This window comes from Streptomyces sp. A012304 (assembly GCF_026008495.1).
Taxonomy (GTDB): Bacteria; Actinomycetota; Actinomycetes; order Streptomycetales; family Streptomycetaceae; genus Streptomyces.
In genome coordinates, this window is the sequence record NZ_BQUN01000116.1 from 112,950 (window position 1) to 132,609 (window position 19,660).

Consider the following 19,660-nt stretch of genomic DNA (forward strand, 5'->3'; position numbering starts at 1 on the left):
GGCGCGGGGCGTACGGTTTACGGAGTCTGTCTACGAGAGGGATGACCATGGACGTCGGGCTCAAGCGCGAGCTGGAGGAGAAGGTCCGCTCCGGTGAGCGGCTGACCCGTGAGGACGGCATCGCGCTGTACGAGTCGGACGACCTGGCGTGGCTCGGCGGGCTCGCGCACGAGGTGCGGACGCGCAAGAACGGCGACGTGGTCCACTTCAACGTCAACCGGCACCTCAACATGACCAACGTCTGTACGGCCTCCTGCGCGTACTGCTCCTTCCAGCGCAAGCCGGGCGAGAAGGACGCGTACACCATGCGCATCGAGGAGGCCGTCAAGCTCGCCAAGGCGATGGAGTCGGAGAACCTCACCGAGCTGCACATCGTCAACGGGCTCCACCCGAACCTGCCGTGGCGCTACTACCCGCGCTCCCTGCGCGAGCTGAAGGCCGCCCTGCCGAACGTGTCCCTGAAGGCCTTCACCGCCACGGAGATCCACCACTTCGAGACCATCTCCGGCCTGTCGGCGTCGGAGATCCTCGACGAGCTGATCGACGCCGGCCTGGAGTCCCTCACCGGCGGCGGCGCGGAGATCTTCGACTGGGAGGTCCGCCGGCACATCGTCGACCACCGCACCCACTGGGAGGACTGGTCGCGCATCCACCGCCTGGCGCACGAGAAGGGGCTCAAGACGCCCTGCACCATGCTCTACGGCCACATCGAGGAGCCCCGCCACCGCGTCGACCACGTCCTGCGGCTGCGTGAACTCCAGGACGAGACGAACGGCTTCCAGGTCTTCATCCCGCTGCGCTACCAGCACGACTTCGTGGACATGAAGGACGGCAAGGTACGCAACCGGCTCCAGGCCCGCACGCAGATGGCGACCGGCGCGGAGGCCCTGAAGACCTTCGCCGTCTCCCGTCTGCTCTTCGACAACGTCCCGCACGTCAAGGTCTTCTGGGTCATGCACGGCGTCCAGACCGCCCAGCTCGCGCTCCAGCACGGCGCGGACGACATGGACGGCTCGGTCGTCGAGTACAAGATCACCCACGACGCCGACAACTACGGCACGCCGAACAAGCTGACCCGCGAGGACCTGCTGGACCTGATCCGCGACGCGGGCTTCCGCCCGGTGGAGCGCAACACCCGGTACGAGATCATCCGCGAGTACGACGGCCCGGACCCGGCCCGCCGGGAGTCGCCGCAGCCGATGCGGGTCTGACCGCTGACCGGGCCCACGGCGGGTACTCGTCCCGCATGGCTGTCACGAAGGCTCCCGAGGACGCCTACACGGCCGCGCCCTTCGTCCCGGACGGCGCGGGTCTGACCGACCTGCGCCGCGCGGCGGCGGACTGCCGTGGCTGCCCTCTGCACCGGAACGCCACCCGTACCGTCTTCGGCGCGGGGACGGCCGACGCCCGGGTCATGCTCGTCGGCGAGCAGCCCGGTGACCAGGAGGACCGCCAGGGCAAGCCCTTCGTGGGCCCGGCGGGTAAGCTGCTGGACCGGGCGCTGGCGGAGGCCGGCATCGACCCCGGCGAGGCGTACGTCACGAACGCCGTGAAGCACTTCAAGTTCACGCAGGCCGAGCCCCGCAAGCGCCGTATCCACAAGGCGCCGACGCTGCGGGAGATGACGGCGTGCGCGCCGTGGCTGGCCGCCGAGCTGGCGCTGGTGGAACCCGAGCTGATCGTGGTGCTCGGCGCGACGGCGGGCAAGGCCCTGCTGGGCTCGTCCTTCCGCGTCACCGAGTCCCGCGGCACGGTCCTGGAACGCGAGATCCACGGCCACCCCCAGCGCCTGGTCCCCACCGTCCACCCGTCCTCCGTCCTGCGCGCCGACGACCGCGAGGCGGCCTACCGGGGCCTGGTGGCGGACCTGCGGATCGCGGCGCGGGTGCTGGCGTAGGGCCGACACGGCGTGAGGGTCGGCGCAGGGCCGACGCGGCGTGAGGGTTGATGTAGGGCCTAATATCCTGGCGTGGCCCTTACCTTCACTCTCGATCCCGCTGTCACTCCCGAGCTGCGCGACGGTGTTCTCGATCTGTGGACGGACGTGTCGAACGCGGGCGGGGCCGTCGGATTCGTGCCGCCCGTGACGCGGGAGGAGATCCGGCCGGAGCTGGTGCGGCACTTCGTGCACATGGCCGAGGGCCGCGCCCGGCTGCTCGTCGGGCACGACACGGACGGGCGGGTCGCGGCGACCGCGTTCCTCACCTTCAACACACACCGGCTCATGACCCACTGGGTGTGGCTGTACACGGTCATGGTCCACCCCCGCCACCACGGCGCCGGCCACGGCCGTGCCCTGCTGGCGGCCGCCGCCGAGGCGGCCCGCGCCATCGACGGCATCGACGCCATACGGCTCACCTGCCGCGGCGGCCTCGGCCTGGAGGACTTCTACGCCTCCTGCGGCTACAAGGAGGTCGGCCGCGTCCCGGGCGCGATACGGGTGGCGCCGGGCGACGACCGGGAGGACGTCATCATGCTGCTGCCGCTGACGTGACGCCCCGCACCCCCGTGCAAGATCCGCTCTCCGGCGTGCTTCACTGGACGACGGCCCCTTATGGAATCGGAAGAGTGGATTGAGATGCTCCGCTACACGTTGATGCGCCTCGGTGTCTTCGCGGGCTGCCTCGTGGCTGTCTGGGGACTCGTCTACTTCGGTGTCGTCCCGCGCGGCCTCGGCTCCTCCAACGGCATGTGGATCATCCTGCTCGCGCTGGTGATCTCCGCGCCGATCAGCTTCGTCCTGCTGCGCAAGGAGCGCGACCGCGCCTCGGAGACGGTCGTGCGGCGGGTGGACCGGATGAAGGCCAACCTGGAGGCCAACCGCTCCCAGGAGGACGAGGCGATCGACACGGCGCAGGGCCAGGCACAGACGTCGTAGCCGGCGTCGTGAGGGGACCGCGCTCCGCGCGACTCGCGTCACCTCGCCCGGCCCCAACTACTCTTGCCCCATGGGTGCCGTGAAGACGAAGCGGATGCCGCGTGCGGTCCGTGAGCAGCAGATGCTGGACGCCGCCGTGGAGATCTTCGGGCGGCGGGGGTACATGGCCGCGTCCATGGACGAGATAGCCGAACTGGCGGGTGTGTCCAAGCCGTTGGTCTATCTGTACCTGAACTCCAAGGAAGACCTTTTCACCGCCTGCATCCGCCGCGAGGCGAAGGCCCTGGTGGCGGCCGTCCGCTCCGGCGTGCGCACCGATCTGCCGGCCGACCGCCAGCTCTGGGAGGGTCTGCTGGCGTTCTTCGCCCACACCGCCCGGCACCCGCACGCCTGGTCCGTACTCCACCTCCAGGCCCGCACCCACGGCGAGCCCTTCGCCGCCGAGGTCGCCGCGATGCGCGAGGAGATCGTCGCGTTCGTCACCCAGCTGATCGCGGTCGCCGCCCGTGACGCCCACCGTGACCCCGACCTTCCCGACCACGAGGTGGCCGGCCTGGCCGAGGCCCTGGTCGGCGCCGCCGAGTCCCTGGCGGCCTGGGCCAACGCGACACCGGGCGTCACCGCCCGCCAGGCGGCGGCGACCCTGATGAACTTCGCCTGGGCGGGCCTGGGCAACCTCATGACCGGCCACCCCTGGTCCCCGCCCGCCTCCTGACATCCGGTTGACGGTCTCTCATACGAGCTGCGACGCTCGGCCAGGGACGCGAGGGGCGGGGTGGGTAGCGGTCGATGCGGATGGCGTTCATCAGCCACAGTGATCACGACGGCACGGGGAATGCCCGGAAGGTGGCGAAGGCCGTCCGGCGACAACTGCTCAAGCAGGGCTGGGCCGTCAAGCTGGACATGGACGATCTGCTGCCCGGGGACGACTGGTGCGATCGGCTCTACCAGTACCTCGTCCAGTGCCACGCGGCCGTGATCCTGCTGAACCGCGCCGCCCTGCGCTCGTCCTGGGTCCGCCGCGAGGTCAACATGCTGCTGTGGCGCAAGGCGCTGGGCTCGCCGGTCACCCTGATCCCCGTCCTGCTGGACGGGCTCACCTCGGCCGAGATCCGCGGCACCGACATCGAGAGCATCCTCGAACTCCAGGCCTTCAAGCAGCCCGGCCCCGAGGCGCCGCTCGTCGAGCAGCGGCAGGCCGGCCGCGGGCGCTCACCCCGGACCCTCGCCCGGCACGTGGGGGAGCGGCTGAGCAGGACGGTCGGGGACCCGCTCGAGGACGGCGGCTCCCTGATGGACATGTGGCTGGAGAACGTCACCTTCTACCTCGGCAAGGTGCCGGAGGGGACGGCGCTGCGCGCCGCGGCGCAGGAACTGACGGACGGTGGCCCCCCGCCCGACGACGTGCCCTTCGTCACCGCGAAAGAGGGCCATCGGTTCCTCGCCCGGCGCATGCTCGGCCGGGCGCCCAGCGTGCGGGTGTACAACGCCCTCACCAACGTGGGCCGGTTCGTCGGCTCCGACTTCGACGCGCTGGTCCGCGTCCTGGCCCCCGTCTGGATCGACCCGGAGGCAGCCCGCCGGCTGCTTCCCGCCGACGGCGCGAGGGTCGTCGCCGCGGTCAACACCGGACAGGTCCTCACCGGCACCCGCTACGTCCAGCGTGCCTCCTGCTGCCATCTGAGCTACCACGTGGCCGAGGTCAGCGTGCTGGATCCGGAGACGTTCGTCGCCGACTGCGAGGAGGCCGTCAAGCGCAAGGTGGGCGCGCGCGGAGGCAGATCGCTGGACGGGTTCCGCCCGGCGGGGAAGGACGTCGTGTACCTCGTCGTCGATCCCTACGGGTGGCCCGTGCCCCGTGTGGTGCAGCTGGTGAGCGAGCTGACCAAGGCGTACGCCTGGCTCAACGTGCTCCTCCTGACCGGCGACGAGGTGCCGGACGAGGACTGGACGTGCGGCGAGGACCGGATCACCTTCCTGCGGCCCGCGCTGGACCGCGCGGACGAGGAGGACGCCGACCGGTACGCGGTCCTGTTCGACACCATGGCCGCCACGGTCGGAAACCGTGCCTGAGGAACGGTCGGAAACCGTGCCCCGAGAAGAGGGAACCCGCTGTGGCCGAAACGCCCGACAACCCGTCGAAGCCCGCCGCCCCCGCCCACCACGGCGACGGCCGGGCGTACGTCGTCTCCCCGCAGCTGGAGCTGGCCGTCGACGTGGCTCTCGCCACCGACCGGCCGCTGCTGCTGCGCGGCGCCCCGGGCTCGGGCAAGTCGACCTTCGCCGCGCATGTGGCCTTCACGCGTGGGTGGCGCCACTACGAACACGTGGTCACCTCCCGGACACAGGCCGAGGACCTCCTGTGGACCTACGACCACGTCCGCCGCCTGGGCGACGCGCAGGCCGAGCGGATCCAGGACACGCGCGCGTACGTGCGGCCCGGTGTGCTGTGGTGGGCGTTCGACCGTGCCTCGGCACGGACCCGTGGGCGGCGGCCGGACGGCACGGGCCCGGGCGGCACGGAGGTCACCGAGGCGTCCGAACCGAACGCCGGGACCAACGCCACCCGCTCGGGCGGCACGGTCGTCCTCATCGACGAGATCGACAAGGCGGACCCGGACCTGCCCAACGGGCTGCTGGTGCCGCTCGGCAGCGGGCGCTTCCAGGTCACCGAGACCGGCGACGCCGTCGAACGCCACCGGCCGGACGGCCAGGAGGCGGACGAGCCCCTTCTGATCGTCGTCACCACCAACGAGGAGCGCGAACTGCCGAGCGCGTTCCTGCGGCGCTGCCTGAGCGTCGTCCTGCCGCACCCCTCCAAGGACGAGCTGGTCGCCGTGACCCGCTGCCATCTCGACACCTACGAGCCCGGCTGGGACCCACGGGACCTGGAGGTCGCGGACCGGCTCGCCGGCGCCCTGGTCGCCGAGCGGCGCAAGGCCGACCACGACGGGACGCGTCCGCCCAGCACCGCCGAGTTCCTGGACGCCTTCCAGGCGTGCCGTCGGCTGGGGGTCACCCCGGACGATTCGCGCTGGGAGATGCTCGTGGACATGGCCCTGCGGAAACGGACGGACGGGTGGTGAGCGGGCGGCCCGCCGTCTGGTGGGGCGACCTGGTGAAGGCGGTCGCCGCACTCGACGCCGACGAGGAGCGGGCGCGGGAGATCGCCGCGCTGCTGGGGCTCGACCCGGTGCCGCTCCCGCTGCCTCCCGTGCCGTCGACGGGGTGGCGCGAGGAGTACGAGCCCCTCCCGCCCCTCGCCCCCGCTCCGGCCCTCCCCGGACCCCCGACGGCCACCCGGCCCGAGCGGGGCGGAGGCGGGGAGAGCCCCGTTCCGGCCGACACCTTCCCGCCGCTGCGGCAGCTGTCGGAGGGGACGACGCCGGCCGTCGACTGGGGCGGCACGCCCTCCCTGCCCGAACGGACCCCCGTCGACCCCTCCCGGCGCCGCCCGCCGGAACCGCTGCTGCCGCCGCGCGCCGCACCGGCGGTCCTGCGCAGCGCGCTCGCCACCCGCACCTCCGTCGGCGGGCCGCCCGACATCGGTGCCCTGGTCCAGGCGGTCGCGCGGGGCGTCGCCTGCCGGGAACTGCCGCGCGTTCCGCGCACCACGCTCCGGTTCGGCGTGCAGGTCCTGGTCGACCTCGGCGACGGCATGGCGGCGTTCGCCGACGACCAGGAGGCGATCGTCGAGCAGCTCGAAGGGCTCATCGGGGCCGAGCACCTGGACGTCCGCTACTTCTCCGACTGTCCGTCCCGTGGCGCGGGCCCGGGCGACCGTGCCACCTGGCGCGGGTACCGGCCCCCGGCCCGGGGCACCCGCGTCCTGCTCCTGTCCGACCTCGGCCTGGCGGGCCGGTCGCGGCGCCTGCACGCCGCCTCCGTACGCGAGTGGCGGGACTTCCTCGGCGTCGTCCACACCGCCCGGTGCACGGCCGTCGCGCTGGTGCCGTTCCCGGCGAGCCGGGTGCCGGGCCGGCTGCGGACCCGGCTCGCCGTGCTGACCTGGGACCGCAGGACGACGGCCACGGCGGTGGCGGCGGAACTCAAGCGGACCCGGACCGGACCATGACCGACCTCGACCTCCGTCCCGGCCGACCCGCGCCCGCCCGGCGCGGGCTCCCGGCGCCGACCTACGATCTCGCCGCGGCCGTCAGCGTCGCCACCCGAGCCGAGCCGTCCCTGATCAGAGCCGTCCGGCTGCACGCCTTCCCCCGGCTCGGGGTGGAGGCCGAGACCGACCTGTGGTTCAGCGGGCTGGTCCGTACGCGGGCGCCGAGCGGGCTCGTCTTCACGCCCCGGGAACGCCCCGGTCTGCTGCGGCGGCTGGGCACGATGCTCGCCTCCGCTCCTTCCGTCGACCCGCTGCACGACGTCTGGGAGATCGTCGACAGCGTCCACGCGCACATCTCTCCCACCCTGAGACTGGAGGAGAGGCTCAACTGGCTCACCGCGAGCGGGCGTACGGACGAGATCGACGCGGCGCTCCGTCCGGCGCTGAAGTCGGTGGTCACCGAGAACCGCACCGCCGTCGCGGAGTGGTTCGCCTCGGCCTGGGAACGGCTCCCCCAAGCCGTCCTCGACACCCCGACCGCGTGGAAACTGGCCCAACTGGCCCGCCCCTACTTCGCGGACAGCCACGCGGCCCTGTCCGCCTTCCGCACGCCCCCGCCTCCCGGTGAGACGGCCGAGATCGCCGCCCTCCTGGACGACGTCCACCTCGGCGTCCGCCGCACCCACGACCAGATCGAGATCGGCGCCGTCACCTCCACGGTAGGGGCCCGGAGCGTCACGGTCCCCGACACCCACCCGAGGCTCCTGACCGTCCTCGACGAGGACGGCCGCCTCCTCCACGACCTGACGGTGGCCGCGGGCGACCTCACGACCCAGACGGTCCCCCCGGGCCCACTGCGCCTACGGAACGCACGCGGCACCGAGTTCGAACTGCCGGAGGCGGCATTCCAGCCGCCGGATCTGTCGTCGGTGTTCATCGGCATCGGTACCGAGGACTATCCGCTGCAATCCATCGCGGACTGGTGGAATTCCGATCGGCTGGGGAGCCGCAGGTTCTCTTTGGCGTTTCCTGAGCTGATGAACTCGCCGAGTGACGCGGAAATCATGGGAAAGCTGGCTGATGCACACTCTGCCCTGGAGGTGCAGGGGGGAGGATTTGCCGGGGTCGTTGTCCTGTCCGGTCGCGGCTTGCCGGTCAGGCAAATACTCGAATCGGTCAATCGACTTCCTTTTGAGCACTGCCTGATCATTGTCGACGGGGAAACGCTGAGGGGGGAGCGCAATCCGGAATCGTTGTTGAGTGGCAGCTTCGAGGTGAGTGGACCAGTGGAGCAGGTGGTGGACGCGCTGCTGCAAGACATCTCCGCCGGGAACCCCCCTGTGGGAGGGTTTTTGCCGCCCCAGCGCGAATTGGCCAACGCTCACGGTGTCTCTCGGGACACCATCCAGAGGGCGCTCAGGAAATTGGCCGATCTCGGTGTCGTCGAGTCGAGGCTGGGAAGCGGGTGTCGCGTCCTGGCGGCGCGTCCACACCCTGTTCCCGATGTTCTCGTTCTCGCGCAGCGAGGGGGGCGTCGGGCGGGTGACCTGCTGAACGCGGTGGCTGAGACGCTGGAGCTGCTGCCCGATCCCGAGGAGCCCTTCTTCGACAGGCGCATCCTCCTCCGCCAGGTCAGTCTGAAGCTCAGCCACAGTGCGAGAGTCGTGCTGACACGCCGTGATGACGGTCCGCATTTCTGCCTCCCCAATCCGCGCTACAAGCCGGGGAATGAGGGAATCCGTCTCAGTTCGAGCGCAGTGCAGCCGAATATCGATTTCTACCGTGAGCTGGTCAATTCCAGGGACCCGTACACCTACCTGCCTCACCTGGCCAGATCACTGGCCGTGACGGCGTTCCGGCAAGCAGCGGTCGGAGGTGTCGAGGGAGCGCTGAGCAACCTGAGAGAGGCGATCGAACATTACCGATCCGTGCATGCGAGTGGATTTCCCCCTGCCGCTGCGTTCGAGGCTGAACTGGCACGGTCGCTGACCGAATACGCGAAGCTGCTGGCGAATCCCGAAGAGGCCATGATTTCCGCTGGCGAGGCTGTCGCCCGGTTGCGTGAACTGGTCCAGGGCCATCCCGACACCTTCGCTCCCGATCTCGCCGCCGCTCTCGACACGCTGGCCGTCGCACTCGGCAGGACGGGGAGGCACGCCGAGGCCCATGACGCCGCAGCGGAGGCCGTGCTCCTTCAGCGAGATCTGGATCGGCCGGATCGTGAAGCCGGTCTCGCCGCCAGTTTGGAGACGCTGGCCACGCAACTCGCGAGTTCCGGGCAGTACGAGGACGGGCTTGTAGCCGCCTCCGAAGCCGTGGACATTCGGCGCGTGCTCGTCCAACGGGCTCCGGAGGCCCATCTCCCTGATCTCGCCTCCGCTCTGGACGGTCTGGCCGTTCACCTGAGTGCTCTGGGCCGACACGAGCAGGCTGTCGAGACCCTCACCGAGGTCGTGAGCATCCGGCGTGACCTGTTCGCGGAACAGGTCGCGTTCGACGTGTCCGCCGCCACCGCGAGTCTGACCAACCTGGCCGTCGAGCTGGCCGGTCTGGAGCGGTTCGAGGACGGGAAGCAGGCCGTGTCCCGGCTGATGTTCCTGTGTGGCGTTCTGAGGCAGCACGGGTCCATGCCTCATGCTCCCGATCTCGCCGCCGCCCTCGATGCCCTGGCCGCCCGGCTGGGGGCGCTGGGACAAGCACCGCTGGCCGGCATGGTCGCCGAGGACGCCGTCAGTCAGTACCGGGCGCTGGTCCAAGGGAACAGCGGGTTCCGTGTCGGCCTCGCTTCCGCTCTCCACACCAAGGCCGTTCAGTTGCAGACCATCGGCCAGCGCAAGCAAGCTCTGGCGGCCGTCAGCGAAGCTGTCAGCCTCCGCGAGGAGCTGCCGCGCGGGACGGCACTGGCTCGCCGTCAACTGCTGGAGTCCCGAGCGCTTCGGGCACGCCTACAGCGTCGCTGACCCCAGCCGGTCCACCCGCCCCCGTACGTGTACTCGCCGCTCCCCGCCGCCCGCCTCCCGCAGTTCGAAGCGGGTGCCGTTCGCTGCGAAGGTGACCGTGGCCGGGAGGAGGACCGGTGAGCGGAAGTCGACGCGGACCCGGACCGCCGGTGGGGTGCCGTGGGCGGCGAGGGAGCGGGCCGCTGTCCACATGCCGTGGGCGATGGCGCGGGGGAAGCCGAAGAGGCGGGCGGTGAGCGGGTGCAGGTGGATGGGGTTGCGGTCGCCGGAGACGGCGGCGTAGCGGCGACCGATGTCCGCGCCGAGCCGCCACTCGTCCACCACGGGGAGGATCACCGCATCGGCATCGGCGTCGGACGGCGGCTCCGGCCGGTCCTCCCCGCGCCTCCCGTGCCGTGCCAGGTACCTGCTCGTCGACTCCCACACCACCGCCTCCCCCTCCCGCACCTCCGTCACGACGGAGGCCTCGGTGCCGCGTCGGTGGGGGGCCAAGGAGTCGACGTACACGGTCAGTTCGTAGATGCCGGTCGCGGTCAGCGGCCGGTGCCGGGTGATGTCGATCGACGTGTGGACCAGGCCGAGCAGCGGCAGCGGAAAGTCCCGGCCGCTCATCAGCCGCATGGCCAGGGGGAAGCCCAGGACGTGCGGATAGGTGATCGGCAGGGCGTCGTCCCCGGTCGCCCCGAAGCCGCAGACCCGCTCGTACGCGGCCAGGCGGCACGCGTCGACCCGCAGACCGGGCCGCCGCAGCCGGGTGCGCGGGAAGCCGGCGTCCGGGTGCGGGCGTTTGAAGGGGGACAGCAGCGCACCCCGGGCGAGCGAAAGACCGAGGGAATCCGGACAGCGGTCGGCCATGTCGATCTCCCAGGGCTCGGACGCGAAGGACGCGTGAAACGCGGAAAACGTCGGCGGTGCCGGCTCCGGAATGATGTTACCCCGGGTAAGCCTAGGTCAGTCGGGGTGGGAGGGTACGTGAGGGTCACTCACATAACCCCCGAGATTGCACAGCCCTGGCGCCGGACCACCCCCGAACCCGCACACCCCCCACACGTCAGCCCCGTACGATCCCCTACCTAACCGGCGGTAACCCCTTTCGGCGGTTCCGTCCCGGTTGAACGCCTCGGCACACGAGGCACGTACGTCACTGCAGCAAGCAGTTTCGTCGCTGCACGCCCAGGGAGTTGCCCGTGTCCACCCCGTACTCCACCTCCGCAGACTTCGACGCTCCCCGCGCCCTCGTGGAACCCGAGACACGACGACTGGACGGCGCCGTACGCGAGGCGTCCGTGCCGGCGTTCGCCCGTCCCGTGACGTACGGCTCGCTCGCCGACCTGCCCTTCGACAACGCGGCGGCCGTCCCCGACAGGGTGGTCCTCAGCCGCAAGGTGGAGGCGGACCGGTGGCAGGACGTCACGGCCGCCCAGTTCGCCGCCGAAGTCCACGCCGTCGCCAAGGGGTTGATAGCCGAGGGCTTGATGCCGGGCGACCGCGTCGCCGTCATGGCCCGCACCCGCTACGAGTGGACGCTCCTCGACTTCGCCGCCTGGGCGGCCGGCCTGGTCACCGTCCCCGTCTACCCGACCTCCTCCGTCTTCCAGACCCGCTGGATCCTCCAGGACTCCGGCGCCATCGCCCTGATCACCGAGACCGTCGGCCAGGCGGCGGCCCTCGGCCCCGAACGCGACCGGCTGCCCGACCTCCAGCATGTGTGGGTCATCGAGAAGGGCCACGTCGAGCGCCTCGCGGAACTGGGCGAGCGCACGCCCGACGCCGAAGTCGACATCCGCCGGGGCATGTTGGTGCCCGACACCCTCGCCACCCTCATCTACACCTCCGGCACCACCGGCCGCCCCAAGGGCTGCGCCCTCACCCACGGCAACTTCTTCGCCGAGGTCGACAACGCCATCGAACTCCTCTACCCGGTGTTCAAGTCGGACGGCGACGACCTCTCCGTCCTCCTCTTCCTCCCCATGTCCCACGTCTTCGGCCGGATGGTCGCCATCGCCTGCGTCCGCGCCCGCGTCCGTCTCGGCCACGCCCCGAGCCTGAAGGCCGACGAACTCCTCCCGGACCTCGCCGCGTTCCGGCCGACCTGCCTCCTCGCCATCCCCTACATGCTGGAGAAGGTCTTCAACACGGCCCGCGCCCGCGCGGAGGCGGGCGGCCGGCTCACCTCCTTCGACCGTGCGGTGAGCATCGCCACCCGCTACGGCGAGGCCGTCGAGGCCCAGAAGACCGGCACCGGACACGGCCCCGGCGCGGGCCTGCGCGCCGCCCGCACCTTCTACGATCCCCTGGTCTACCGCCGGATCCGCAACGCCATGGGTGGCCGGGTCCGGCACGCCATCTGCGGCGGCTCCCCCCTGGGCCGCCGCCTCGCCGCGTTCTACCTCGGCGCCGGCATCGAGATCTACGAGGGTTACGGCCTCACGGAGACGACGGGTGCCTCGACGGTGACCCCGCCGCTCAAGCCCCGCCTGGGCACGGTGGGCTGGCCGATGCCCGGCACGAAGATCCGTATCGCCGCCGACGGCGAGATCCTCATCGCCGGTGACCACGTCCTGCGCGGCTACTGGGACCCGGCGGCCGGCGGGGTCGTCCCCGCCGCCCCCGACGGCTGGCTCGCCACCGGCGACATCGGGGAACTCGACGACGAGGGCTACCTCATGATCACCGGCCGCAAGAAGGAGATGATCATCACGGCGGGCGGCAAGAGCGTCGCCCCCGCCCCGCTGGAGAACTGGCTGCGCTCACACCCCCTGATCTCCCAGGCCATGGTCCTCGGGGACGGCCGCCCCTACGTCTCCGTCCTCCTCACCCTCGACCCCGACGGCCTCACCCACTGGCGCAACATGAACCGCAAGCACCCCGTCCCGGTCGAGCTGCTCATCGGTGACGAGGAGCTCTACGCCGTCCTCCAGCGCGCCATCGACGAGGCGAACAAGCTCGTCTCCCGCCCCGAGTCGATCCGCCGCTTCGCCGTCCTGCCCCGCGACTTCAGCGAGACGGAGGGCCATCTCACCCCGTCGATGAAACTGCGCCGCGAGGTGATCATGCGGGACTTCGCGGAGCAGGTGGAGAGCCTGTATCCGCAGTAATGCTCCGGGCCGCGCAGCACGTCGTCGCGGAACTCGCCGCGAACGCGGTCACGCACGGCCGGGTGCCGGGCCGTGACTTCGAGCTGCGGCTGCTGCTGCTCCCGGAGGGCACGCTGCGTGTCGAGGTCAGCGACACACGAGGGGACCGGAGGCTGCGGATCGTGACGGACCCGGAGGCGGACGGCGGCCGAGGGCTGGTCCTGGTGACGGTGCTGGCGCGGACCTGGGGCGTCATGGAACGGGAGGTGGGCAAGACCGTGTGGGCGGAGATCGCGCTCAGCTAGGTGTGCGGGCGGTCAGGTAGGCCTGTGGGACCTGTTCGCCGCGCTCCGGGTCGGGTTCGCGTACCTGTTGGGACAGCATCGTGAACCCGGCCGCCGTCAGCAGGCCGGCCATCGCTTCGGGCCTGCGGCGCTGGAAGTCCAGGGACACCGGGTGGCGGCCCCAGGGGCGGTCGTGGTGGCGGGGCTCGTCGCCGACCTGGAAGCCGAGGATCAGATGGCCGCCCGGGGCCAGGACACGGTGGAACTCGGCGAAGAGGGCGGGCAGTTGTTCCACGGGGGTGTGGATGGACGAGTACCAGGAGACGACCCCGTCGAGTGAGCCGTCCGCGTACCCCTCCAGGTGCAGCATCGAGCCCTGCTGGAAGGGGATCCCCGGGTTCTCGCGGCGCGCGATGGTGAGCATCGCCTCCGACAGGTCGAGGCCGGACATCGTGAGGCCGAGCCGGGCGAGGAACCCGGTCACCCGGCCGGGGCCGCAGCCCAGGTCGGCCACCTCGGCGCCGGGGCCGACGAGTGCGGCGTACGCGGCGAGCGCCTCCCGGTCCGCCGGCCGGGGCTCGTCGGTGAAGAGGTCGGCGTAGTCGTCCGCGACGGCGTCGTAGAAGGTGCGGGTGGCGGTGAGGAAGTCGGCGTCGGTCATGGGCGGGGAGACTAGCGGCCGCCACTGTCAGACGGCGGCCGGCTCGGGCCGGGCGTGGTCAGCAGCGCGGCGAGGCCCGCGAGCAGGTGCTGTTCGCCTCCGCGCTGGGCGAGTCGCGGGCCGACGGCCCGCAGGTGGGGGAACTCGGCGGGCGGGATGCGGTGCAGGCCCATCCGGAAGGCGGGCTCGGTCTCGTCGGGGGCGTCCACGGTCTGGCGGAGCTCGACCACGATGTAGCCCAGCACCCAGGCCAGGATCCTCCGGTACAGCGTCAGTGCCTCGTCGTCGCTCATCCCGGACCGCCGCAGCAGGCCCAGGACCCGTTCGTGGCAGCGCAGCACCGGCCGTGGCCGGCGGGCGAAGGGAACACTGAGCGGGCGGGTGGCGACCAGCGGCGCGACGAGGGGGTGGGCGAGCGCCACCCGGTAGATCGCGAGGGCCTGCCGCTCCAGAGCGGCCCGCCAGGCGGCCGGGTCCTCCGGCTCGGGAGTGTCGGCGAGCAGTCGCTCGGCCTCCAGGAACAGGGCTTCCACGATCCCGTCGAGGAGATCCTCCTTGCTCGGGGTGTAGCGGTACAGCGCCATCGCCTCCACGCCCAGCTCGTCGGCGACCCGGCGCATGCTCAGCGACGCCAGGCCCTCCCGGTCCACCACCGTCACCGCCGCCGTGAGCACCTTCTCGCGGGACAGCCGCCCCCGCCCCCGGCCGCCCTCGTGGTCCTGGGCCACCACCACGTACCTCGCTTGACCCGCCGACACCGTCGACGCAACCTGGACGTATATGACGTAAGCGTAGCAAAACAATTTAAAAGCCAAGTTTATCTCATAGTCTACTGGAATTGGGCAAAGTCATGACGACGCAGGCATACCGGCCCTCGAGCGGGTTCGACGCACTGGTCCATGCCGTGGCGGACGTGCTGTGGCACACCGGCGGTGCCCCGGAGACGGCGCCGCACGACGGGGCCGGAGTCCTGGAGCAGGCCCGCGAGACACTCGGTGCCGAGGCCGCCGGCGCGCTCCCCTTCCCGTCGCTGCATCAGCGCAGCGGCGTGTACGTCCGGGTCACGCCCCCGCTGCCCCTCGGCCTGTTCGAGGAGCTTCGCCTGGACATCGACGGCCTGGCCCCGACGATGACCGTCTCGGGCCGGGTCTGGCGGCTCACCACCGGCGGTCTCACCTGGATCGCCAGAGTGACCAAGCAGCAGGACGGCTCCTTCGCCGGCCCGATCGTCTTCCGCGACGGCAACGCCGCCCTGCGCCCCGCCGCCTCGGTCGGCGTGAGGATCGCCGGCCGACCGCCGCTGGAGCGGCGCGCGGCACTGGTGACCTTCAGCAGCCCGGGCGCCCCCGACACGACATTCGGCTACGCCTTCGAGCAGTCCGAGTTCCGCGAGGTCGGCATCGAGTTCGACCGGGTGGAGGGCGCCGAGCAGACCGACGCCTACGCCCTGCACGACCACCCGAGGCGGCCGTCCGACCTCCCGGACATGATCCTGAGTGTGGAGGACGCGTTCTCCCGCCAGGGCATCGCGGTCACCCGCACCGGCGGCGGCAACACGATCCCGCTGGCCGCGGCCGCGAACAACAGATGGTCCGACGTCGAGATGCATGACGCCATGCAGGCCCACTGGTCGGAGTGGCAGCCCGGACCCGCCGGGCAGGGCATCGCCCAGTGGCAGGTGTGGACGCTGTTCGCGGGCCGGCACGAACGACCGACACTCGGGGGGATCATGTTCGACAGCACGGGTGGGGTGCAGCGGCAGGGGTGCGCGGTCTTCTCCGACTCGTTCATCTCCGACGAGCCGCCGGGCGATCCGGACCCCAAGGCGTTCGCCCGCCGCATGCGGTTTTGGACCGCCGTGCACGAGATCGGACACAGCTTCAATCTGGTCCACTCCTGGGAGAAGACGCTCGGCATCCCCTGGATGCCGGTCCCGGACGAGCCCGAAGCCCGCAGCTTCATGAACTACCCGTTCAAGGTGCCGGGCGGCTCGGACGCCTTCTTCGCCGACTTCCGGTACCTGTTCTCGGAGGACGAACTGGTCTTCCTGCGGCACGCCCCCGAACGCTTCGTCCAGCAGGGCGGCCTCCGCTGGGCGGACCACCACGCCTTCGAACAGGTACGCCGGGAGACCAGCGGCGGCCCGCTGACGCTGACCCTGCGCGCGAACCGCGACCGCGACCCGGACGGCACCTACCGCTACGGCATGCTGGAGCCGGTGATCGGGGAGCTCAGGCTCGCGAACACCTCGACCGTGCCCGTGGTGGTGGACGGGGACGTGCTGAGCAGCGACGAACTCGGCATCGTCGTCCAGCGCAAGGGCGCCACGGAAGCCCACGTCCGCCGTCCGTACGTGCACTACTGCGCGCAGCGCCGGCCCGTGGTGCTCCAGCCGGGTGAGGCGCTGTACGACTCCGTGGTGCTCAGCTCCGACGCCGAGGGCTGGCAGATCGCGGAACCCGGGACGTACTACGTGTACGCGGCCCTGCGCTCCGCCGGTGGCGGCGGCACGGCGGCCGCCGACGGGGCGGCGCAGGGACAGCTCCTGGCCGAGCCGCTCGTCCTGCGGGTGCGGCGCCCGGCCGGCCGTGAGCAGGAGCTGCTGGCGGACGACGTCTTCACCGACGAGGTCGGACGCGTCCTCGCCCTCGGCGGCAGCCGCGTCATGCACCACGCCAACGACGTGCTGCGGGAGGTCGTCGACCGGATCCCCGAGGAACCCGTGGCCACACACGCCGCCTCCTGCCTGCTGAGGGCGGCGGCCGTCCCCGGCAAGATCCTCCACCAGGGGCAGGTCCGCCAGGGAGTGCTGGACCTGGAGACCGAGGAACTGACGGAGCGCGCCTACGGCGACTGCTACGCGGCGGCCGAGACCCTGGGCCACATCCGTCTGACCGACGGCGTCAAGCGGGTGGCGACCGCACGCGGCGAGCGGGAGGAGGCCGCGCCGGCCACCGATCTGCTGACCACCCTCGCCCAGACGCTGAAGCGCCGCAGGGTCAAGCCCTCCGTGATCCAGGAGATCCGCGACCTGATCGACCGGCTCAAGGACGGTACCGACGAGACCGACGAGCCCGACTAGGCCCGACTGCACCGACTGCACCGACGGGACGACGGGGGAGTCGCCCACCGACCCGCCCCCCCACGGACGTCACGGCGGACGTGATGACGGCCGACACACCCGTACGGCGGCACCCTGACGGCCGTACGGAATCGGTCGGCGGGTGCCGGCCGGTGACCGTCGGCCGGCGGGCGGGGGCAAGAGTTCGCCAGGAATTCACCTGGACGGACGCGCCCGAAAGAGCCGAGGGGCCGGATAAGGCAGGAGCCCCGACCGAAAGGCCGGGGCTCCTTGGGTACTGCTCTCAGACTGCGATCACACGAGGTGTGACGATCACACGGGGGTGACGTTCTCCGCCTGCGGACCCTTCGGGCCCTGGGTCACGTCGAAGGAAACCTGCTGGTTCTCCTCGAGGGAACGGAAACCCGTGGCGTTGATCGCGGAGTAGTGGACGAAGACGTCGGGACCGCCGCCTTCCTGGGCGATGAAGCCAAAGCCCTTTTCGGCGTTGAACCACTTCACGGTTCCGGTAGCCATAAGCCCTCCTTGGGCCCAAAGGGTTGCCCTGCTCCAGAACCTGCAAGTGTGAAAACAGTGCTGCACAACTGCATACTTCTGAAAACGACGAGAGCCCGCGGTCACATGCTCCGCAGGCTCTGTACTGCAAGGGAAACCAAACTGCAACTTGCGGCGAGCCTAGCACGCGGGCAGCCGAAAGCAATAGAGGCCAAGATCACGTCACCCGGATGTTTGAAGATCGGGTGAACGGGTTGACCCGGGGGGTCGGACTCCGCAGCGTACTCCACGGGGTCTAGCCTCGCGATGTGGACAATTCTCGCACCCGGCCGCGCGTCGGCCACATCCAGTTCCTGAACTGCCTGCCCCTGTACTGGGGGCTCGCGAGAACCGGCACCCTCCTCGACTTCGAGCTGACGAAGGACACCCCGGAGAAGCTCAGCGAGCGACTGGTGCGCGGAGACCTCGACATCGGGCCCATCACCCTCGTCGAGTTCCTGAAGAACGCCGACGACCTGGTCGCGTTCCCCGACATCGCCGTCGGCTGCGACGGCCCGGTGATGTCCTGCGTGATCGTCTCCCAGCTCCCGCTGGACCGGCTGGACGGCGCCCGCGTCGCCCTCGGCTCCACCTCCCGCACCTCCGTGCGCCTGGCCCAGCTGCTGCTGTCCGACCGCTACGGCGTCCGGCCCGAGTACTACACCTGCCCGCCCGACCTCAGCGTGATGATGCAGGAGGCCGAGGCAGCCGTCCTCATCGGTGACGCGGCCCTGCGGGCGAACCTGCTGGACGGGCCGAAGTACGGGCTCCAGGTGCACGACCTGGGGGCGCTGTGGAAGGAGTGGACCGGGCTGCCGTTCGTCTTCGCGGTGTGGGCGGCCCGCCGCGACTACCTGGAGCGCGAGCCGGTCATCACCCGCAAGGTCCACGAGGCCTTCCTCGCCTCCCGCAACCTCTCCCTGGAGGAGGTCGGCAAGGTCGCCGAACAGGCGGCCCGCTGGGAGGCCTTCGACGAGAGCGTCCTGGAGCGGTACTTCACCACCCTCGACTTCCGCTTCGGGCAGCCGCAGCTGGCGGCGGTCACCGAGTTCGCCCGCCGCGTCGGGCCGACGACCGGCTTCCCGGCGGACGTCGAAGTGGAGCTGCTCCAGCCGTAGTCACTACGCTGCCGGTCGGTCCGGCGTACGGTCCGGCGTACGGGGGAAGGGTGGACGTCATGCAGCCGCTCGGAGCCGACGAACCCACCGCGTTGGGGCCCTACCGGCTGCTGGGCCGGCTCGGCTCCGGCGGGATGGGCCGGGTGTACCTGGGCCGCAGCGCGGGCGGCCGCACGGTCGCCGTGAAGATCGTCCATCCGCATCTCGCGCTCGACGAGGAGTTCCGCGCCCGTTTCCGGCGCGAGGTGGAGGCCGCCCGGCGGGTCGGCGGCGCCTGGACCGCGCCCGTGCTGGACGCCGACCCGGAGGCGGCCGTGCCCTGGGTCGCCACCGGGTACGCGGCGGGCCCTTCGCTCGCCTCGGCCGTCGCCGACGGCGGCGCGCTGCCCGAGCACACCGCGCGGGTGCTGGGCGCCGGCCTCGCCGAGGCGCTCGCCGCGGTGCACCGACTCGGCCTGGTCCACCGGGACGTGAAGCCGTCCAACGTCCTGCTCACCGTCGACGGCCCTCTCCTGATCGACTTCGGTATCGCACGGGCCGTCGACGGCACGGCGTCGCTGACGTCGACCGGTGTGTCGGTCGGCTCGCCCGGCTACATGGCGCCCGAGCAGATCCTGGGCGAGGGCGTCGCGGGCGCCGCCGACGTCTTCTCGCTGGGCGCGGTGCTCGCGTACGCGGCGACCGGCGAGCCGCCGTTCCCCGGGGACTCCTCGGCCTCCCTGCTCTACAAGGTCGTCCACGAGGAGCCGCGGCTCGGGGGGCTGGGGGGCGAACTGCGGGACGTGGTCGAGGCGTGCCTCGCCAAGGATCCCACCGCGCGGCCGGACCCCGCCGAGGTGGGCCGACGGCTCGCACCGCAGGGCGCGGCGCGGCTGGTGGCGGACGGGTGGCTGCCGGGGCCGGTGGTGGAGCAGGTGGGGCGCAGCGCGGTACGGCTGTTGAATCTGGAGGCGGCGGGGGCGGGTGACGCCGGGTCGGGGGCGGGGACGAGGGCGGGCGACGCCGGGGC

At 71.4% G+C, this 19,660-nt stretch carries 17 protein-coding genes and 1 pseudogene; 14 read left to right on the plus strand and 4 right to left on the minus strand.

Annotation, left to right across the window (positions count from 1 at the left end; genetic code table 11):
- The first annotated feature begins 47 nt into the window (after window positions 1–47).
- The 9 genes from mqnE to ALMP_RS31460 all read left to right on the plus strand — a co-directional run bounded on the left by mqnE (window position 48) and on the right by ALMP_RS31460 (window position 9,895).
- Window positions 48–1,211 carry an aminofutalosine synthase MqnE gene (gene mqnE, locus ALMP_RS31420; RefSeq protein WP_264934568.1) on the plus strand — a complete coding sequence of 388 codons (1,164 nt, stop codon included), beginning with the start codon at window positions 48–50 and terminating at the stop codon, window positions 1,209–1,211.
- 35 nt (window positions 1,212–1,246) lie between these two features.
- A complete protein-coding gene (locus ALMP_RS31425; protein WP_264934570.1) occupies window positions 1,247–1,897 on the plus strand; it encodes a UdgX family uracil-DNA binding protein in 651 nt (216 codons plus the stop codon).
- Between the two features lie 72 nt (window positions 1,898–1,969).
- Complete coding sequence (locus ALMP_RS31430) at window positions 1,970–2,494, plus strand: GNAT family N-acetyltransferase (RefSeq protein ID WP_264934571.1); 525 nt, start codon at window positions 1,970–1,972, stop codon at window positions 2,492–2,494.
- Window positions 2,495–2,578: 84 nt separating this feature from the next.
- Window positions 2,579–2,878, plus strand: a complete 300-nt coding sequence (locus ALMP_RS31435; RefSeq protein ID WP_264934573.1) for a DUF4229 domain-containing protein — start codon at window positions 2,579–2,581, stop codon at window positions 2,876–2,878.
- Window positions 2,879–2,948: 70 nt separating this feature from the next.
- Window positions 2,949–3,593 (plus strand): TetR/AcrR family transcriptional regulator, encoded by a 645-nt coding sequence (locus ALMP_RS31440; RefSeq protein WP_264934575.1) that lies wholly within the window; start codon window positions 2,949–2,951, stop codon window positions 3,591–3,593.
- 80 nt (window positions 3,594–3,673) lie between these two features.
- A complete protein-coding gene (locus ALMP_RS31445; RefSeq protein ID WP_264934617.1) occupies window positions 3,674–4,951 on the plus strand; it encodes a toll/interleukin-1 receptor domain-containing protein in 1,278 nt (425 codons plus the stop codon).
- A gap of 41 nt (window positions 4,952–4,992) precedes the next feature.
- A complete protein-coding gene (locus tag ALMP_RS31450; RefSeq protein WP_264934577.1) occupies window positions 4,993–5,964 on the plus strand; it encodes a MoxR family ATPase in 972 nt (323 codons plus the stop codon).
- Window positions 5,961–6,953, plus strand: a complete 993-nt coding sequence (locus ALMP_RS31455) for a hypothetical protein (RefSeq protein WP_264934579.1) — start codon at window positions 5,961–5,963, stop codon at window positions 6,951–6,953. The genes ALMP_RS31450 and ALMP_RS31455 overlap by 4 nt, the downstream gene beginning before the upstream one ends.
- Complete coding sequence (locus tag ALMP_RS31460; RefSeq protein WP_264934581.1) at window positions 6,950–9,895, plus strand: GntR family transcriptional regulator; 2,946 nt, start codon at window positions 6,950–6,952, stop codon at window positions 9,893–9,895. The genes ALMP_RS31455 and ALMP_RS31460 overlap by 4 nt, the downstream gene beginning before the upstream one ends.
- Here ALMP_RS31460 and ALMP_RS31465 read toward each other — a convergent pair.
- Window positions 9,881–10,750, minus strand: coding sequence for a MaoC/PaaZ C-terminal domain-containing protein (locus tag ALMP_RS31465; RefSeq protein WP_264934583.1), 870 nt, complete (start codon window positions 10,748–10,750; stop codon window positions 9,881–9,883). The two genes, ALMP_RS31460 and ALMP_RS31465, sit on opposite strands and share 15 nt — an antisense overlap.
- A gap of 332 nt (window positions 10,751–11,082) precedes the next feature.
- Between ALMP_RS31465 and ALMP_RS31470 the strand changes: the two genes are divergently transcribed.
- Window positions 11,083–12,993 (plus strand): long-chain fatty acid--CoA ligase, encoded by a 1,911-nt coding sequence (locus ALMP_RS31470; protein WP_264934585.1) that lies wholly within the window; start codon window positions 11,083–11,085, stop codon window positions 12,991–12,993.
- A gap of 11 nt (window positions 12,994–13,004) precedes the next feature.
- Window positions 13,005–13,277: pseudogene (locus ALMP_RS31475) on the plus strand (ATP-binding protein); the annotation flags it as partial.
- On the opposite strand, the gene ALMP_RS31480 reads toward ALMP_RS31475, so the two are convergent.
- On the minus strand, window positions 13,270–13,917 hold the full coding sequence (locus ALMP_RS31480) for a class I SAM-dependent methyltransferase (RefSeq protein ID WP_264934587.1): 648 nt from the start codon (window positions 13,915–13,917) through the stop codon (window positions 13,270–13,272). The pseudogene ALMP_RS31475 and the gene ALMP_RS31480 sit on opposite strands and share 8 nt — an antisense overlap.
- A gap of 11 nt (window positions 13,918–13,928) precedes the next feature.
- Window positions 13,929–14,645 (minus strand): TetR/AcrR family transcriptional regulator, encoded by a 717-nt coding sequence (locus ALMP_RS31485; protein WP_264934589.1) that lies wholly within the window; start codon window positions 14,643–14,645, stop codon window positions 13,929–13,931.
- A 122-nt stretch (window positions 14,646–14,767) separates the two neighbouring features.
- Between ALMP_RS31485 and ALMP_RS31490 the strand changes: the two genes are divergently transcribed.
- Window positions 14,768–16,999, plus strand: a complete 2,232-nt coding sequence (locus ALMP_RS31490; protein ID WP_264934591.1) for a hypothetical protein — start codon at window positions 14,768–14,770, stop codon at window positions 16,997–16,999.
- A gap of 312 nt (window positions 17,000–17,311) precedes the next feature.
- Here the strand turns inward: ALMP_RS31490 and ALMP_RS31495 are convergent, their stop codons facing one another.
- Entirely contained in the window at window positions 17,312–17,515 is a 204-nt protein-coding gene (locus tag ALMP_RS31495; protein WP_004984723.1) for a cold-shock protein, read from the minus strand.
- Window positions 17,516–17,802: 287 nt separating this feature from the next.
- On the opposite strand from ALMP_RS31495, the gene ALMP_RS31500 reads away from it, so the two are divergent.
- Both ALMP_RS31500 and ALMP_RS31505 read left to right on the plus strand, forming a co-directional pair.
- Window positions 17,803–18,651 carry a menaquinone biosynthetic enzyme MqnA/MqnD family protein gene (locus ALMP_RS31500; RefSeq protein WP_264934605.1) on the plus strand — a complete coding sequence of 283 codons (849 nt, stop codon included), beginning with the start codon at window positions 17,803–17,805 and terminating at the stop codon, window positions 18,649–18,651.
- Window positions 18,652–18,710: 59 nt separating this feature from the next.
- Window positions 18,711–19,660 (plus strand): serine/threonine-protein kinase (locus ALMP_RS31505; RefSeq protein WP_264934607.1); only part of this gene is annotated, 950 nt, incomplete at its 3' end.

Bases quoted from the DNA above. Each gene is read 5' to 3' on its own strand.
- mqnE (WP_264934568.1), top strand. From the start codon at position 48: ATGGACGTCGGGCTCAAGCGCGAGCTGGAGGAGAAGGTCCGCTCCGGT.
- ALMP_RS31435 (WP_264934573.1), top strand. From the start codon at position 2,579: ATGCTCCGCTACACGTTGATGCGCCTCGGTGTCTTCGCGGGCTGCCTC.
- ALMP_RS31445 (WP_264934617.1), top strand. From the start codon at position 3,674: ATGGCGTTCATCAGCCACAGTGATCACGACGGCACGGGGAATGCCCGG.
- ALMP_RS31440 (WP_264934575.1), top strand. From the start codon at position 2,949: ATGGGTGCCGTGAAGACGAAGCGGATGCCGCGTGCGGTCCGTGAGCAG.
- ALMP_RS31465 (WP_264934583.1), bottom strand. From the start codon at position 10,750: ATGGCCGACCGCTGTCCGGATTCCCTCGGTCTTTCGCTCGCCCGGGGT.
- ALMP_RS31425 (WP_264934570.1), top strand. From the start codon at position 1,247: ATGGCTGTCACGAAGGCTCCCGAGGACGCCTACACGGCCGCGCCCTTC.
- ALMP_RS31490 (WP_264934591.1), top strand. From the start codon at position 14,768: ATGACGACGCAGGCATACCGGCCCTCGAGCGGGTTCGACGCACTGGTC.
- ALMP_RS31495 (WP_004984723.1), bottom strand. From the start codon at position 17,515: ATGGCTACCGGAACCGTGAAGTGGTTCAACGCCGAAAAGGGCTTTGGC.
- ALMP_RS31460 (WP_264934581.1), top strand. From the start codon at position 6,950: ATGACCGACCTCGACCTCCGTCCCGGCCGACCCGCGCCCGCCCGGCGC.
- ALMP_RS31480 (WP_264934587.1), bottom strand. From the start codon at position 13,917: ATGACCGACGCCGACTTCCTCACCGCCACCCGCACCTTCTACGACGCC.